Here is a 16,123-nt window from a genome sequence, read left to right as displayed (position 1 = left end):
AGACGGCCGTCAGGGTGCGAAATACCACCACGCGTGCTACCCCAAACGCGTGGACGGTTATGGCTTCAACCTCGCGCTGGTCGCGGTGCTGGTGTTGCTCAACGCGGCTTTCGCGGGCAGCGAGATGGCGTTCGTGTCGCTGCGCGAAGGTCAGCTGCGCTCGCTGGAACGCGACGGGCATCGCCGGCTGGTCCGGCTGGCACGCGATCCGAACAGGTACTTCGCGACCGTCCAGATCGGCATCACGCTGTCGGGATTCCTGGCGTCGGCGACCGCCGCGGTCTCGCTCGCCGCGCCGATCGTGCCGTTGCTGAGCTTTCTCGGAGGCGCCGCGAACGGGGTCGCGATCGCGCTCGTGACCGTGGTGCTGACGTTCGTCACACTGGTCTTCGGGGAACTGGCGCCCAAACGCCTCGCGATGCAGTACGCGGTCCGCTGGTCGAAGATCGTCGCGCGCACGCTCGACCTGCTCTCGACCATCTCCCGGCCGGCGGTGTGGCTGCTCAGCCGGTCGACCGACCTCGTGGTGCGGGTCTTCGGCGGCGACCCGGACGCCGACGAGGGGCAGATGTCGCAGGAGGAGCTGCGTGATCTCGTCGAGGTCCAACAGCACCTGAACCCCGAGCAGCGCACGATCATGACCGGCGCGCTGGAGATCCACGAACGGCGGCTGCGCGAGGTCCTGGTGCCCCGGCGGCAGGTGACGATCCTCGAATCAGGTTTGGGCACGGCCACCGCGAGGGAAGTCCTGGCTAGGTCCGGACATTCCCGGGCACCGGTGACCAAGGACGGTCACCTGGACGACGTGGTCGGCGTGGTGCACCTGCGAGATCTGCTCGACGACACCGTGCCCCTGGCGGACGTGGCACGCGCGCCGATGGTGCTGCCGGACTCCGTGCGGGTCGCGGACGCGTTGCGGCGCATGAAGGCCGAGCACGAGCAGATGGCGCTGGTGGTGGACGAGCACGGCGCGGTCGAAGGCATCGTGACGCTGGAGGACCTCCTCGAGGAGATCGTCGGCGAGATCTACGACGAGACCGACTCGGACGTGGTCGCGGTGCGCGCCGAGGCGGACGGCTCGATCGAGCTGCCGGGCACGTTCCCGATGCACGACCTGGTGGACGTCGGCGTCGAGCTGCGCGACGCGCCCGCGGGCCAGTACGCGACGGTCGCCGGGCTGGTGCTGCTGATCCTCGGCCGCATCCCGGAAGGGCCGGGCGACGTGGTGGAGGTGTCCGGCTGGAAGATCGAGGTCCTGGCCGTGGAACACCACGCGATTACGCAGGTGAGGCTGAGGTCACAGGCGAAATCGCGGAATGAAGTGGACCTCTGAACCGTTACACAAGAGTGCAGCGGTGTATGTGGCCGCTGCCCCGCAGACGGCGGCGAGTTCGCCGGGTGGCCGGTCATTCGGCCACCGCTTCGCGCCGAATCGCCTGCGGCGGTTGACCCGAAGGGGCTACCGAACGACCGGCGCGAACTCGCGCCGGTTGTCACACCTGCCGACGGAAACGGGGGGATTTGTCATGCCTGCAGATCTGAAGAACCGCGCGTCCGGGCAGCAGGACGCGGACCTGGTGGGCCAGTACCTGCGCGAGGTCGGGCGCACACCGCTGCTCACCGCCTCCGAGGAGGTCGACCTGTCCCGGCGCATCGAGGCCGGTGTCTACGCCGCTCACCTGCTCCAGAACGGTGACACGACGCGCGAGCCGCGGCTGCTGCGCCGGATCGTCGCCGAGGGCGAGCGCGCCAAGGACCACATGATCCGCGCGAACCTGCGCCTGGTCGTGTCGGTCGCGAAGAAGCACTCGTTCCGCGGACTGCCGTTCGGGGACGTGATCCAGGAGGGCAACCTCGGCCTGATCCGCGCGGTCGAGAAGTTCGACTACGCCAAGGGCTACAAGTTCTCCACCTACGCCATGTGGTGGATCCGCCAGGCGATCGAACGAGGTCTGGCGGAGCAGACCCGCACGGTCCGCCTGCCGGTGCACGTGGTGGAAGAGGTCAACAAGCTCAAGAAGATCGGGCAGAAGCTGTCCACGGCGCTCGGCCGCGAGGCGACGATCGAGGAGATCGCCGCCGAGGCCAAGTGCTCGCCGGCGCGCGTGCAGGACATGCGCGACGCGGCCCGCACCTGCGTGTCGCTGGAGACGCCGGTCGGCGACGAGGGCGACTCGGTGCTGGGCGACCTGATCCAGGATACCGACGGCGTGTCGGCCCCGGATCTCCTGGAACAGCAGGAGTTCACCGAGGGCGTGCGTTCGCTGCTGAACGTCCTGCCCGAACGGCAGAGCCGGATCATGCGCCTGCGCTTCGGCCTGGAGGACGGGCGTGCCCGCACCCTTCAGGAGGTCGCGGAGGAGCTCGGCCTGACCCGTGAGCGGATCCGTCAGCTGGAGAAGCAGTCGCTCGCCCAGCTCAAGCAGTCGGGCGACCGCGACGATCTTTTCGCGCTCGCGGGCTGACAACCGTACGAAAGTCGCTTGTTCTCATCCTTGTCGCAACTAAAGACTCATCACGTCCAATAACGGACTGAAGCTGTTTCGCAACCGCGTGTGAACGCATCTGCAGGGCCGTCGAGGGCCGGCCCAGCGTTCGCACGCGGTTCCCTGCGATCAAGGAGCAGTGATGAGACAACACACCCTGCGCACGTTCGGTGTGGCGGCGATCGCCGTCGCTGGAACCGTGCTGGCGCTCCCACAGGCTGCCGCCGCGCAGCCGGAGGGACCGATCGTCGCGGAAAGCGCGCCGAACGCTGTCCAGGACAGCTACATCGTGGTGCTCAAGGACAACACCATGGCGCGCTCGGAGGTCAGCGGCCGTGCCGACGGCCTGGCGTCCCGCTACGGTGCCAAGATCGGCTTCACCTACAAGGCCGCGTTCAAGGGCTTCTCGGCCACGCTGTCGAAGCAGCAGGCCAAGCGCCTGGCCGCCGACCCGGCCGTGTCCTACGTGGAGCAGGACCGGACCGTGCAGGTCCTGACCGACCAGCTCAACCCGCCGTCGTGGGGCATCGACCGCGTCGACCAGGCCAGCCTGCCGCTGGACAGCAAGTACAGCTACAGCACGGGCGCGTCGAACGTGACGGCGTACGTGATCGACACCGGCATCAACTACAACCACGCCGACTTCGGCGGCCGTGCGTCGTTCGGCTTCGACGCGTTCACCGACGGCCAGAACGGCAAGGACTGCCAGGGCCACGGCACGCACGTCTCCGGCACCGTCGGCGGCGCGACCTACGGCGTGGCGAAGGAAGTCAAGCTCAAGGCCGTCCGCGTGCTCAACTGCGCCGGTGGCGGCTCCGTCGCGACCGAGGCGGCGGGCGTCGACTGGGTCACCGCGAACGCCGTCCTGCCGGCCGTCGCGAACATGAGCCTCTACACCGGCACGGCGAACGAGCCGAGCCGTGTGCTCGACGACGCCGTGCGCGCGTCGATCCGCGGCGGCGTCACCTACGTCGTGGCGGCGGGCAACTTCAACGACGACAGCTGCAAGTACTCGCCGCAGCGCGTCACCGAGACGATCAACGTCATGGCGTCGGCCCGCACCGACGCCCGCGCGTCGTTCTCGTCCTTCGGCACGTGCAGCGACCTGTTCGCTCCCGGCCAGGACATCGTCTCCGCCTCGTACAGCAACAACACCGGCACGGCCACGATGAGCGGCACGTCGATGGCGTCCCCGCACGTCGCGGGCGCGGCGGCGCTGTACCTCGCGGACAACCCGGCCAAGACCCCGGCCGAGGTGCACGCGGCGATCCTCGCCCAGGCCACTCCGGGCAAGGTCACCAACCCTGGTTCCGGTTCGGCGAACCTGTTGCTGCGCACCAACACCGGCGGCGTTCCCGGCGTCTCCGTGACCAACCCGGGCAACCAGACCACGGCCCTGAACGGCACGGCGAACCTTCAGCTGTCCGCGTCGGGCGGCGCCGCGCCGTACACGTGGTCGGCCACCGGTCTGCCGACCGGGCTGTCGATCGGTTCCTCCAACGGTCTCGTCACGGGCACGGCCACGGTCGCCGGCACGTACAACGTGACCGTCACGGCCACCGCGTCCGCGGGCGGTTCGGGCAGCACGTCGTTCACCTGGACGGTCGGCACGGCCACCTGTGCCAAGCAGACCAACGGCACGGACGTCGCGATCCCGGACAACTCGACCGTGACCAGCACGATCGTGTTCAGCGGCTGCACGGGCACGGCGTCGGCGACCAGCCAGGTCGAGGTGCACATCAAGCACACCTACAAGGGTGACCTCGTGGTCGACCTGGTCGCGCCGGACGGTTCGGTCTACAACCTGCACAACCGTGCGGGTGGCAGCGCCGACAACATCGACCAGACCTTCACGACCAACCTGTCGTCGGAGACGCGCAACGGCACCTGGACTCTCCGGGTCCGTGACGCGGCCACCGCTGACGTCGGCACCATCGACACGTGGAGCCTGACGCTCTAAAGGCTTTTTAGCGTCTCAGTGAAGTAGTGCAACGTGCGCTCCGCGTCCCGTGACTGTTCGTGCGGGTCGCGGAGCGACACGGCGAAATCCGCGATGTCGTTGATGGACCAACGCAGTGCGTAGAACGCGCTGTCACCGCCGACCAGCCAGAGATCGCGTTCCGGCGGGGCCAGTCCGACCGTGTCCCAGTCGACCAGGACCAGGCCTTCCGGAGTGTGGATCACGTTGCCCGCGTGGGGTTCTCCGTGGGTGACCACCTGCTCGTCCGTGAGCTGTCCGGCGAGCCGGTCCAGTTCGGCGAGCTTGCCCCGAACGACCTCGGTGTGGGCCACGAGGACTGCGCGGGCGTCGGCCGAGCACCACTCGCCCGGCTCGTCGAGCAACGCCGTCAGCACGGCTCTGCCCGGGACGTCGATCGGTGCGACCGGGGTGCCGTCCGGTGGGGCACAGCGGTGCAGCGCGGCCAGCAGTTCGCTCACCCCGGCGTGGACCGGATCACCGAAGGATCCTGACTTCCCCGTGACGTAGGGGAAGACGCTCAACGCGTAGCGGTCGTTCAGCAGGACCACGGTGTCACCGTCGTCTGCTCGCACCGGCGCCACCACGAACGGCAGTTGCTCGCCCAGGCTCGCCGCCGTCTCCATCGCCTGACGCAGTCCGGCCAGCGGCTTGGTCGTCAGGTCGGACACCGACGTGAACCACCGGTCGTAGACGGTCCAGTGGTAGTCGCCGAAGCCGACCGGGGCGTAGACCGGTGGCCCGGTGATGCCGAACCGGGCGAGTCCGGCCCGCAGGTCGTGATCGGGCAATCCATCCGGAAGATCCTCCACGGTCCACGAAGCTACTGCCTCGAATGGCACCATGTCCCGCGTGAACGTCTCTGCGGTCTTGCGCACCCTTGCTCGGCTGAGCGCTGCCGAACAGCCGCAGAAGCTCGTGCTCGACCTCACCAAGGCGGCCGGTCTGCTGTGGCTGGGCGACCACGAGCCGTCGTGGCGGGCGATCACACTGGTGCAGGAGGGTCCGCATTGGACGCCGGTGTCGTGGACCGCGCCGAAGCAGGCTCGCAACGAGGTCGCGCACCTCGCCGCGTACGACGCGTTGCACCAGGAGGACCGGTTGCTGCGGCTGGGCTGGGCGTTCCTCGCCGGACCCGCGCAGATCGGCGGGCAACGGCGGCGGGTCTGCCTGCCGCTGGTGTCGCGGCCGGTCCGGCTGCACCACGGGATCGGGCTCGGCTACGCCTATCACGTCGCCGGTGACGCCGGGGTGTTCCCGCTCATCGACGACTGGGCCAAGACCGCCGAACGGGAAGCCTCGCTCGCGCCGTCCGAGGAGTGGATCACCGAGACGCTGAGGCAGGCCGGGTTCGAGAACGTGCCGATCGTGCACGACGACCCCAAGAGGTTCATCTCTGGCGACGAGCTCGTGGTGGCCATGGGCGCCGGGCTGCACGCGGGCGAGCCCGTCGTGAAGACCGAGCACGGCACCGCGCTCTTCGACTGGTCGACCAAGAAGGGCCTCGACGGCACGGCGTTCGCGGCGCTGTACGGGGCCGCCACCGAACCGGACGAGCACGACGAGCCGATCAGTTCGGCGTTGCCGCTCAGCCACAGCCAGATGCGCGCGGTCGAGCATGCACGCCGTGCGCGGATCACGGTCGTGGGCGGGCCTCCTGGCGCTGGAAAGACGCACACGCTCGCCGCGTTGGCGCTCGATGCCGTGGCGGCGGGCAAGTCCGTGCTTCTCGCGAGCCGCACCCGCAACGCCGCCGACGTGCTCGGTGCCGCGCTGCGCAAGGCGGGCGGGCCGGTACCGGTGCTGTTCGGTGACTCCGAGCTGCGGCAGGAGATGGCGCGCGAACTGAGCGACGGGCTGTCCGCGACGAGCAGTCCGGACCAGCTGAACGACCTCGACAGGGCTCGGCGCGCGGCTGCTGCGGCTGTCACCCGTGTCGAACGCACGGCCGGTGGCTCGCTCACGGACGAAAAGCTTGCGGCAGAAGGCAAGAAGCACCAGGCGTTGATGCCGGCGCATCGATCCGTGGCGCCGAAAGCGTTCGACGCGGGCGTGGATTTCACCGAACTGCGCGGCCTTCTCAAGCCGCGAACCGGATTCCTGGGCGGGCTGCGCACCGGGTGGGCGCTGAGGAAAGCACGCGGGCTCACCGGCGCGGAACAGGTTCCGGTCGAGGACCTCGCCGCGGCGGTCGAGGCGGCCGAACAGACCGCGGCCTCCATCCGGATCGGGACGAACGGCGGTACGGCGTTCGGTGAGCTGCGGCCGTTGCTGGCCGAGCAGGACGTCGCGAGCCGCACGGCCACGGCGGCCTGGCTCAAGGAGTACTCGGTCAGCCGGCGGGGTGCGGGCGCGCGCCGTGCGGTGGCGGCGCTCGCGAAGGCGTTGCGGTCAGGGCGTGCGGCGCGCAGGCGTGGACTCGCCGAGATCGACAGCGCGGATCTGGTGGCGGCACTGCCGTTGTGGGTCGGCACGCTGTCCGATGTGGAGGACATCCTCCCGCCGGTGCCCGGCATGTTCGACCTGGTGATCATCGACGAGGCGAGCCACGTGGACCAGCCGCTCGCCGCGCCCGCGTTGCTGCGCGGCCGGTCCGCGGTGATCGGCGGCGATCCCCGGCAACTGCGGCACGTGTCGTTCGTGAGTGACCAGGCCGTGCAGGCGGCGGTCGACGCGGAGGGGACGCAGGACCTGCGCGACCGCCTGGACGTGCCGAAGGTGAGCCTGTTCGACGCGGGCGCCGCGACCGCGGGCGTGCACTGGCTCGACGAGCACCACCGCTGCGCACCGCACCTGATCGGGTTCGCCGCCGCGAAGTTCTACGACGGCAAGATCGCCCTGCTCACGACGCATCCGTCGATCGCCGACGTCGACTGCATCGACACCGAGCGCGTCTCCGGCGAACGCACCACGAAGGGCGCGAACCAGGCCGAGGTGGACGCCGTGCTCGCCCACGTCCGCAAACGCGTGGCCGCCGGTGTGCGCTCGATCGGTGTCGTGACGCCGTTCCGCGCGCAGGCCGACGCGCTGGAAGAGGCTCTGCTCAGCGAGCTGACGCTGGACGAGATCACCACCGGTGGCGTCCGGGCGGGCACCGTCCACGGCGTGCAGGGCAGCGAGTTCGACGAGGTCGTGATCAGCCTCGCGGCCGACGAGAAGCCGGGCGCGTGGCGGTTCGTGAACGACCGCAACCTGCTGGCCGTCCTCACCACCCGAGCTCGCCGTCAGGTGCACGTGATCACGTCGGCGGCCGAACCGCCCGGCCTGATCGGCGAGTACCTGCGGCACGCGGACGTCGCGCCGACCGAGACCGCCGGCGCCGATCCGGCTGATGAGTGGACCGCGCGTCTGGCGCAGGAACTGCGAACCGCCGGGCTGACCGTGCGCACCGGCTATCCGGTGGGGCAGTGGCGGGTGGATCTCGTGGTGGGGGAGAAGGAGAACGCCGTCGCGGTGGAGACGCGCCCGCACCCGGAAGGGGTGCGAGCGCATCTCGCCCGCTGGCGTGCGCTCACCCACGCGGGGTGGCGCGTGCACGACGCCTTCGGCAGCCGGTTCGCCGACGACCCGGCCCGCGCCGCTGTCGAGCTGGCCCAGGAACTACCTGCGGCTGGGCTTGAACAACGGCTCCGCTGAAGCCACCGACGGCAGGAACGGGTTCGGGTTCGCCGGACACACCGTCCCGACCGGCGGCAACGTGCCGGCCAGCAGGTACGCGTTCGTGTGGTCGGTCGCGCACTTGCTCGCCCCGTACGCCGTGTGACCCCAACCCGCGTACGCCAGCAAACGGCTGCCGGCGAGCTGACGGTTGGCTGCCTGCGCGCCCCGGAAGTCCGTGACACCGTCGAAGTAGTTGCCCACCACGAGAACCGGCGCGTTGGTGCGGGTGCGCCACGGCCCGGCGTAGCGGTCGGGGTTGGTCGGCCAGTTCGCGCACGCCGCGTTGCCCCACCACCAGGCCGGGCCGAACTCCGAACCCGCTGCCGCGTAACGGGAAGTCGCGCGGTAGGAGTTGAAGTCGCGCGGGAACTCGATGTCCGCGCACACGTTGCCGTTGTAGGCGTCGAACCCGTTGGCGTAGTCCGGTTCCGCCGTGACAGAAGAGACGGAGGTGGCCGGGAGACCGGCAGCAGCGTCGGACAGCTGGTCGAATAGCGCGGCGGCGTCCGGCCAGTCGCTCGGCGAGTACATCGCGCCGATCGCGGAGTTGATCACCGCGTCGTAGGTGAACACCTCGCCGCCGAGCTCGATCGGCTTGGCGCGCACCGACTTCAGCAACGCGTCCCAGCGCTTCTCCGACTGGGGCCCGAAGACGCACTGGGCCTCGTCGCAGTTGCGCAGGAACTCGCGGAACTCCTCCTTGGTCGCGATCCGGTCCGACTTGATCTGCTGCCCGCTCGACCACAGCGCGGGGTTCAGCACGCCGTCGATGACGAGCGCCCGGATGTTGTTCGGGAACAGGTTCGCGTAGGTCGCGCCGAGGAACGAGCCGTACGAGAAGCCCAGGTAGCTGATCTTGCGGTCACCGACGGCGCGGCGCAGCAGGTCCATGTCCCGTGCGACGTCGGCGGTGCTCATGTGCCGTGCGATCGGCTGGTCGTCGTTGCACTCGGGGCCGAGCGAGCGGTACCGGTCGAAGTACGGCCGTTCCTGCGCCGCCTGGTACGGGAAACCGGGGACGCCCTCGAAGAACTTGCCGAGGTCCTCCTCGCTCTTGAAGCAGTGCAGCGGATCGGACTTGCCGATGCCGCGCGGGTCGAACCCGACGATGTCGAACCGGCCCTGCAGGTTTGCCGAGAGCCTGTTCCCGGCGCCGAGCGCGAAGTCCACGCCCGAACCGCCGGGGCCGCCGGGGTTGAGGAACAGCGACCCGATCCGGCCCGCCTTGTCCGTCGCGGGCTTGCGCGCCAACGCGACGGTGGTCTTGGCACCGCGCGGGTTGTCGTAGTCGAGCGGCACCTTCACGGAGGCGCACTCGAAGCCGGGGTGCTCGGGTCCGCAGGCCGCCCAGTCGATCTTCGGGACCTGCGCGCCACCTCCCGAGGCCTGCACGGCGGGTGTGCCGGTGATCATGAGTGCGGCCGCGGCGGCCAGCACGGTGAATCGCATCGACAAGCTCCCCTCCTGTCCGAAGAAGGGCTCTTCCTACCGGCTCGCGACCGGCCCCGTCGACCGCCGAAAGTCGTGACCACCCAGTTGGGACGCGGCGTCGAGGAACGGGTTCGGGTTCGCCGGGCACACCGTCCCCGCCGCGGGCAACGCGCCGCTGAGCAGATACGAGTGGATGTGGTCGATGGCGCACTGACTGCGCCGGTACGCGATGTGTCCCCAGCCCGCGTACTCCAGCAGACGGCTGTTGGGCAGCTGCCTGGCGACGGCCTGTGCGCCCCGGAAGTCCGTGGAGCCGTCGAACCGGTTGCCCACCACCAGAACCGGCGCGGACGTGCGGGCGCGCCACGGCCCGGTGTAGCGGTCTTCGTTCACCGGCCAGTCCGCACAGGCACTGGTGCTCCACCACCAGTAGGGGCCGAACTCCGACCCCGCCTCCGCGTAGCGGGACACCGCCCGGTACTCGCCGAACGTGCGCGGGAACTCGGTGTCCGCGCACATCGTGCCCAGATTGGCGTCGAAGAAGTTGTCGTAGACCGGAGCCGACGCCGACAGACCCGCGGACGCGTCGGAGAGCTGGTCCAGCACGGCGGCGACGTCCGTCCAGCTCTCCGAGGCGAACCCGGCGAACAGCGCCCACTGGACCACCATGTCGTAGGTCCACACCTCGGCGCCGAGCGTGATCGGCCTGGCGCGCACCGAGTCCAGCAACGCCTGCCACCGCTGCGCCGAGTGCGGTCCGGAGGCGCACTGGGCCTCGTCGCAGAGCCGGAAGAACTCGTCGAGCACCTCCCGGGTCGCGATCCGATCGGACTCGATCTGCCGCCCGCTCGACCACAGCTCGGGGTTCAGCACGCCGTCGATCGCGAGGGCACGGATGTTGCCGGGGAACATGTTCGCGTAGGTCGTGCCGATGTACGAGCCGTACGAGGTGCCGAAGTAGGTGAGCTTGCGGTCGCCCAGTGCGCGCCGCAGCAGGTCGAGGTCGCGCACGACGTCGGCGGTGCTCATGTGCCGTGCGATCGGCTGGTCGCACTTGGCGGCCAGCGAGCGGTAGCGGTCGAAGAACGGCCGTTCCTGGGCCTGTTCGTACGGGAAGATCGGCTCTGCGGCCAGGAACTCCGCCCGCTCCTGCTCGGACGCGAAGCAGCGCAGCGGGTTCGACCGGCCGATACCGCGCGGGTCGAAGCCCACGACGTCGAAACGGCCCCGCAGCCCGGCCGCCATCTTCTCGCCCCACGCCCACACGTAGTCGATCCCCGACGCGCCGGGGCCGCCGGGGTTGAAGAGCAACGAGCCGATGCGTCCGGCCTGGTCGGTGGCGGGTCTGCGGGTCAGCGCCACCGTCGTCGTCGCGCCGCGCGGGTCGTCGTGGTCGAGCGGCACGGTGATCGTGGCGCACTCGAAGCCGGGGCGTGCCGGCTCACACGCCGCCCAGGCGATCGCCGGAGCGGGCGGTGCGGCCTGGGCCGCCGGTGTGAGGGTGACCACGAGCGCCACCACGGCGCCGAGCACGGAGAGACGCATGGGGCGTTCATGACCGGGCTCAGTCAGAGCGTCGATGCTTTTGGCGAACTCCCAGGTGGTCGGCGATCTGATCGTGGATGGGCGTGCCCATCACGATCGGGTTCGTCGGCGGAGCCTGCGTTGTTGTCGTTCCAGGTGTGTCCTGGTTCTCCGGCATGCGGGGAGCGTAGGCATGGTCATTGACGCCTCAAGGACGCTGATCAAGAAATCACCAGGGTCGTACCCCAAGAGGTGAATCCGGTTCCCCCGATCTATACCCAGCGTGTGACCCGGTACCTGGTATCGGACCCCCTGTGGGTGCCCCCGACCGGGTTAACCCGAATTGCCCGGCAACGTGGAATCTCATCGGCCGGACGCGGGTTTGCGTGATCTCGCGACGATGCTGAACGATCGGGTCCGAGGTCGGACGAGCGTGGAGCGTGGGCGATGGTCAGCGGTAAGCCGGGCGTCGCCAAGCGGCAGCTCATCCTGCTCACCGGCAGGGCGCACCCGGAACTGGCGGAGGCCGTGGCCAAGCACCTCGGTGTCGCCATCACCCCGCAGGCCGCCTACGACTTCGCCAACGGCGAGATCTTCGTGCGTTTCGAGGAGTCGGTCCGTGGCGCGGACGCGTTCGTCATGCAGAGCCACTGCGCGCCCGTCAACGACTGGCTGATGGAGCAGTTGCTGATGGTGGACTCGTTGAAACGCGCCTCGGCCAAGCGCATCACCGCCGTCGTGCCGTCGTATCCGTACGCGCGCCAGGACCGCAAGTACGCCGGACGTGAACCCGTGTCGGCACGGCTGGTCGCGGACATGTTCAAGACCGCGGGCGCCGACCGGATCGTGACGGTCGACCTGCACACCGCACAGGCCCAGGGCTTCTTCGACGGCCCGGTCGACCACCTGCACGCGATGTGGCTGCTCTGCGAGCACGTCCGCGGCCGCTACCAGGGCGAGGACCTCACGATCGTCTCTCCGGACGCCGGTCGCACCAGGCTCGCCGAGAAGTGGGCGGACCTGCTCGGCGGCTGCCCGATCGCGTTCATCCACAAGACGCGCGATCCGTTGCGCCCCAACGAGATCACCTCCAACCGCGTCGTCGGCGACGTCGAGGGCCGCACCTGCGTCGTGGTCGACGACATGATCGACACGGCGATGACGAGCACGACGGCGGCACGGCAGTTGCTCGAGCAGGGCGCGAAGGACGTCGTCCTGGTGGCCACGCACGGCGTGCTGTCCGGTGAGGCCCACGACCGGCTCATCGCGAGCAAGGCGCGCGAGGTGATCCTCACCGACACCCTGCCGATCCCGCACGAGAAGCGGTTCCCCGGCCTGACGGTGCTGAGCATCGCGCCGCTGCTGGCACGGGCGATCGGGGAGGTCTTCGAGGACGGCTCGGTGACGTCGCTGTTCGACGGCAACGCCTGACTTTCGGGAAGCTCGCGCCGCCGTCCCGTGTTGGTATGGGGCATGGGCGACAACGAGCGTGGCCGGGTGCGGGTCGAGCAGTCGGCGAAGCGGGTCCGTGCGTACTTCGGTGGCGAACTGGTCGTGGACGCGACCTCGCCGCGCCTGGTCTGGGAGGTCCCGTACTACCCGGCCTACTACCTGCCGCTTTCCGCCGTGCGGGTCGAGTTGAAGCCGACGGGAGAGACGAAGCACTCGCCGAGCCGGGGTGAGGGCGTCCTGCACGACGTCATCACGCCTGGTGGCACGGCCTCGGCCGCGGCGCTGACGTACCCGGACTCGCCGATCGAGGAGTTGCGGGACCTCGTCCGGTTCGAGTTCGCGGCCATGGACGAGTGGCTCGAAGAGGACGAGCCGATCTACGTCCATCCGCGTGACCCGTACAAGCGGGTCGACGTCCTGAGCAGCTCACGGCACGTGCGGGTCGCGCTGGACGGGGTGACGCTGGCGGCGTCGTCGCAGCCGCGGATCCTGTTCGAGACGAGCCTTCCGCCGCGCTACTACCTGCCGTTGAGCGACGTTCGGTTCGATCTGCTCAGGCCGTCGGACACGCGGACGCAGTGCCCGTACAAGGGGACCGCCGCGTACTGGTCGGTCGAGGTGAACGGCGTGACGCACGAGGACCTCGTCTGGATCTACCGCGAGCCGCTGCCGGAGAGTCAGAAAGTCGCCGGAATGGCGTGCTTCTTCAGCGAGAAGGTCGACCTCTTCGTCGACGGCGAGCCCCAGCAGAAGCCGAAGACTCCCTGGTCATAGCTACTGTCAGCGAGACTTAGTTCACACACTGCAAAGTTGCAGTGACTGCAAAACGATCCTGTACTCTTGCCTCGTGAACCAGCCGGGGGAGAGCCTGCGCGACCGCAAGAAGCGCCGCACGCGTGCCGCGCTCGAGCGGGCGACCGTGCGTCTCGCCGCCGAGCGGGGCTACGACCACGTCACCGTGGAGGAGATCGCCGCCGAGGCCGACGTCTCGGTGCGCACGTTCTTCAACTACTTCGCGAGCAAGGACGAGGCGCTCATCGGCGCGGACCCCGAGGCGGGTCCGCGCATCGCCGAACGCATCCTGGCCTTCCCGCCGGAGGTCTCGCCGTTCGACGCGTACCGGCGCTCGGTCCTCGCGGAGATCACCGACGAGCTGGACAACGCACGCGACCTGTGGCTGCTGCGCAAGGAAGTCCTGATGCAGCGGCCGGACCTGCTGGTCCGCGCGTTCGCCAACAGCGCCGAGTCCGAGCAGCTGCTCGCGAACGCGGTGGGACAGCGGGCAGGGCTGCCCGAGTCCCACGTGTACCCGCGGCTGCTGGTCGCCGCCGGGAGCGCCGCTTTCCGTTGCGCCGTCACGCGGTGGGCCCTGGACGACAGCGTTGCCCTGGGTGACCTGGTCGGTGAGGCGCTCGGGCTGTTCGGCACCGGGCTGGCTCACGTACCGCACCACCACGAAGGGGGATCATGAGCACCGAGGCAGAAGCAACACCGGTCCACAGCAAACGCGAAGTCGTCCAGGCCATGTGGGGCCTGATGCTCGGCATGTTCGTGGCCATCCTCGCCGGCACCGTCGTCTCGAACGCGTTGCCGCGCATCGTCTCCGAGCTCGAAGGCTCGCAGTCGATCTTCGCGTGGATCGTGACGACCGAACTCCTCGCGATGACCGCGACCGTGCCGCTGTGGGGCAAGCTCGCCGACCTGTACAGCCGCAAGCTGCTGATCCAGGCGTCGCTGAGCCTGTTCGTCGTCGGTTCGCTGATCGCCGGTTTCTCGCAGAACATCGAGATGCTCATCATCAGCCGCGTCGTGCAGGGCCTGGGCGCCGGTGGCGTCACGGCGCTCGCGACGATCGTGATGGCCGCGATGATCCCGCCGCGTGAGCTCGGCAAGTACTCCGGCATGTTCGGCGCGGTGTTCGGCGTCGGCACCGTCGCGGGCCCGCTGATCGGCGGCGTCCTGGTCGACACCTCGTGGCTCGGCTGGCGCTGGTGCTTCTTCATCGGCATCCCATTCACCCTCGCCGCGATCTACATGCTCCAGCGCACCCTGCACCTCCCGGTCGTGCGCAACGAGAAGACGAAGATCGACTACCTGGGCGCGTTCCTGATCGTGTCCGGCGTCTCGACGCTGCTGATCTGGTCGTCGCTGGCCGGCCAGAAGTTCGAGTGGGCGTCGGGCTGGACCGCCGGCCTGGTGTCGCTGGGCGTCCTGCTGCTCGTGGCCGCCGTCCGCGTCGAGGCCACCGCGCACGACCCGATCGTGCCGCTGTCGATCTTCCGCAACCGCACCGTGTCCCTGGCGACCATCGCCAGCGCCCTGGTCGGCATCGCGATGTTCGGTGGCACGGTGTTCCTCTCGCAGTACTTCCAGCTCTCGCTCGGCAAGACGCCGACCCAGGCCGGCCTGCTCGGCCTGCCGCTGATCTTCGGCCTGCTGATCTCGTCCACCGTGGCCGGTCAGCTGATCACGAAGTTCGGCAAGTGGAAGGCCTTCCTCGTCGCCGGTGGCGTGTTCATGGTCGGCGGCATGCTGCTGCTGTCCACGATCACCGCGCAGACGACCGTGTTCATGGTGTCCGTGCACATGTTCGTGCTCGGCGTCGGCGTCGGCCTGATGATGCAGAACCTCGTCCTGGCAGCGCAGAACGACGTGCCGGCGCGCGACCTCGGCGCCACCACGTCCACCCTGACGTTCTTCCGCTCGCTGGGCGGCGCGATCGGCGTCTCGGCGCTCGGCGCCGTGCTGGCCAACAAGGTCACGTCGCTCGCGACCGAGAAGTTCGGCGCGATGGGCGGTGCCACGGGCGGCGAGAACAAGGTGCCGGACATCTCGGTGCTGCCGCCGGAGCTCAAGGCCGTGATCGCCGAGATCTACGCGACGGCGACCGCGGAGATCTTCCTGGTGGGCGCGCCGTTCGCGGTGCTGGCGCTGCTGGCGGTGGCGTTCATCAAGGAGAAGCCGCTCAAGGAGACGAGCGGTGACGACCGGCTGGCGGCGGAGATGGCCGCAGGTCACTGATCGTTCGGTTCTGGCAGCGGCCCTCGACCTTCGCGGTTGGGGGCCGCTGTCGTGTTCAGAGCTGCGGCAGCTGGTCACCGGGGTCCGGGTAGCGGCCGTGTTCCAGGCGGAACACGTAGGCCCGGAGGTCGGTCTCGAGGTCGCCGGCCAGGTAGGCGAGGAAGTCGCGGGCGCCTTCGGCGGCCTCATGCCTTTGTGGCTCGGTGGAGGCGGTCCATTCGGCGAGCAGCGCGGTGATGTGCTTCTCGACCTCGGTCCGCCCGCTCCACCAGGCCCGGACGGCTTCAGGTGTCCACCGCTCGTCACCGTCGAAGGCGAAGCCGTCGTAGGGGTCCTGCTGGGCGGCGACCACCACGCTCTCCACCTCCGCCTCGGTCACGGGCTGGCGGTAGATGAACTCGTTGTAGTACTCGCCGCCGTAGAGGATGTGACGCGGGGCGTGCAGTCGTCCGGTCCAGCAGTTGTCGGTGATGCCCGTGTAGAAGGGACCGGGCACGTTCAGCCAGTGCTTCTCCGCCCACTTGTCGTTCACCCCAACCATGATCCATGACTTTCGTCAGGGGTCCACTGT

At 69.3% G+C, this 16,123-nt stretch carries 12 protein-coding genes; 8 read left to right on the top strand and 4 right to left on the bottom strand.

Going from position 1 to position 16,123, the window contains the following annotated elements; translation table 11 throughout:
• Positions 1-49: 49 nt before the first annotated feature.
• The 3 genes from BM417_RS44160 to BM417_RS44150 all read left to right on the top strand — a co-directional run bounded on the left by BM417_RS44160 (position 50) and on the right by BM417_RS44150 (position 4,446).
• Positions 50-1,333, top strand: a complete 1,284-nt coding sequence (locus BM417_RS44160) for a hemolysin family protein (protein WP_143139084.1) — start codon at positions 50-52, stop codon at positions 1,331-1,333.
• A 193-nt stretch (positions 1,334-1,526) separates the two neighbouring features.
• Entirely contained in the window at positions 1,527-2,465 is a 939-nt protein-coding gene (locus tag BM417_RS44155) for a sigma-70 family RNA polymerase sigma factor (protein ID WP_093606095.1), read from the top strand.
• Between the two features lie 163 nt (positions 2,466-2,628).
• The gene (locus BM417_RS44150) at positions 2,629-4,446 is read left to right on the top strand and encodes a S8 family peptidase (RefSeq protein WP_093606094.1); all 1,818 of its coding nucleotides are present in this window, start codon (positions 2,629-2,631) and stop codon (positions 4,444-4,446) included.
• On the opposite strand, the gene BM417_RS44145 is transcribed toward BM417_RS44150, so the two are convergent.
• A complete protein-coding gene (locus BM417_RS44145) occupies positions 4,443-5,276 on the bottom strand; it encodes a phosphotransferase enzyme family protein (protein ID WP_245822802.1) in 834 nt (277 codons plus the stop codon). The genes BM417_RS44150 and BM417_RS44145 overlap by 4 nt on opposite strands.
• 40 nt (positions 5,277-5,316) lie before the next feature.
• On the opposite strand from BM417_RS44145, the gene BM417_RS44140 reads away from it, so the two are divergent.
• Positions 5,317-8,100, top strand: a complete 2,784-nt coding sequence (locus BM417_RS44140; RefSeq protein ID WP_177320964.1) for an AAA domain-containing protein — start codon at positions 5,317-5,319, stop codon at positions 8,098-8,100.
• On the opposite strand, the gene BM417_RS44135 is transcribed toward BM417_RS44140, so the two are convergent.
• Positions 8,065-9,573 (bottom strand): alpha/beta hydrolase, encoded by a 1,509-nt coding sequence (locus tag BM417_RS44135; protein ID WP_093606092.1) that lies wholly within the window; start codon positions 9,571-9,573, stop codon positions 8,065-8,067. The two genes, BM417_RS44140 and BM417_RS44135, sit on opposite strands and share 36 nt — an antisense overlap.
• A gap of 36 nt (positions 9,574-9,609) precedes the next feature.
• Positions 9,610-11,100, bottom strand: a complete 1,491-nt coding sequence (locus BM417_RS44130; protein WP_093606091.1) for an alpha/beta hydrolase — start codon at positions 11,098-11,100, stop codon at positions 9,610-9,612.
• A gap of 426 nt (positions 11,101-11,526) precedes the next feature.
• Here BM417_RS44130 and BM417_RS44125 point away from each other — a divergent pair, with 426 nt between their 5' ends.
• The 4 genes from BM417_RS44125 to BM417_RS44110 all read left to right on the top strand — a co-directional run bounded on the left by BM417_RS44125 (position 11,527) and on the right by BM417_RS44110 (position 15,552).
• Positions 11,527-12,510 carry a ribose-phosphate diphosphokinase gene (locus BM417_RS44125; RefSeq protein WP_093606090.1) on the top strand — a complete coding sequence of 328 codons (984 nt, stop codon included), beginning with the start codon at positions 11,527-11,529 and terminating at the stop codon, positions 12,508-12,510.
• Between the two features lie 42 nt (positions 12,511-12,552).
• Complete coding sequence (locus tag BM417_RS44120; protein WP_093606089.1) at positions 12,553-13,305, top strand: DUF427 domain-containing protein; 753 nt, start codon at positions 12,553-12,555, stop codon at positions 13,303-13,305.
• A 73-nt stretch (positions 13,306-13,378) separates the two neighbouring features.
• A complete protein-coding gene (locus BM417_RS44115) occupies positions 13,379-14,002 on the top strand; it encodes a TetR/AcrR family transcriptional regulator (protein WP_143139083.1) in 624 nt (207 codons plus the stop codon).
• Complete coding sequence (locus BM417_RS44110; protein ID WP_093606087.1) at positions 13,999-15,552, top strand: MDR family MFS transporter; 1,554 nt, start codon at positions 13,999-14,001, stop codon at positions 15,550-15,552. The genes BM417_RS44115 and BM417_RS44110 overlap by 4 nt, the downstream gene beginning before the upstream one ends.
• A 55-nt stretch (positions 15,553-15,607) precedes the next feature.
• Here the strand turns inward: BM417_RS44110 and BM417_RS44105 are convergent, their stop codons facing one another.
• Positions 15,608-16,084, bottom strand: coding sequence for a hypothetical protein (locus BM417_RS44105; RefSeq protein ID WP_093606086.1), 477 nt, complete (start codon positions 16,082-16,084; stop codon positions 15,608-15,610).
• Positions 16,085-16,123: the final 39 nt, after the last annotated feature.

It is taken from the genome of Lentzea waywayandensis, from assembly GCF_900115955.1.
GTDB classification, from domain to species: domain Bacteria; phylum Actinomycetota; class Actinomycetes; order Mycobacteriales; family Pseudonocardiaceae; genus Lentzea; species Lentzea waywayandensis.
Note: the sequence above shows the minus strand (reverse complement) of the source record. Positions and strands in the feature narration are given on the sequence as shown.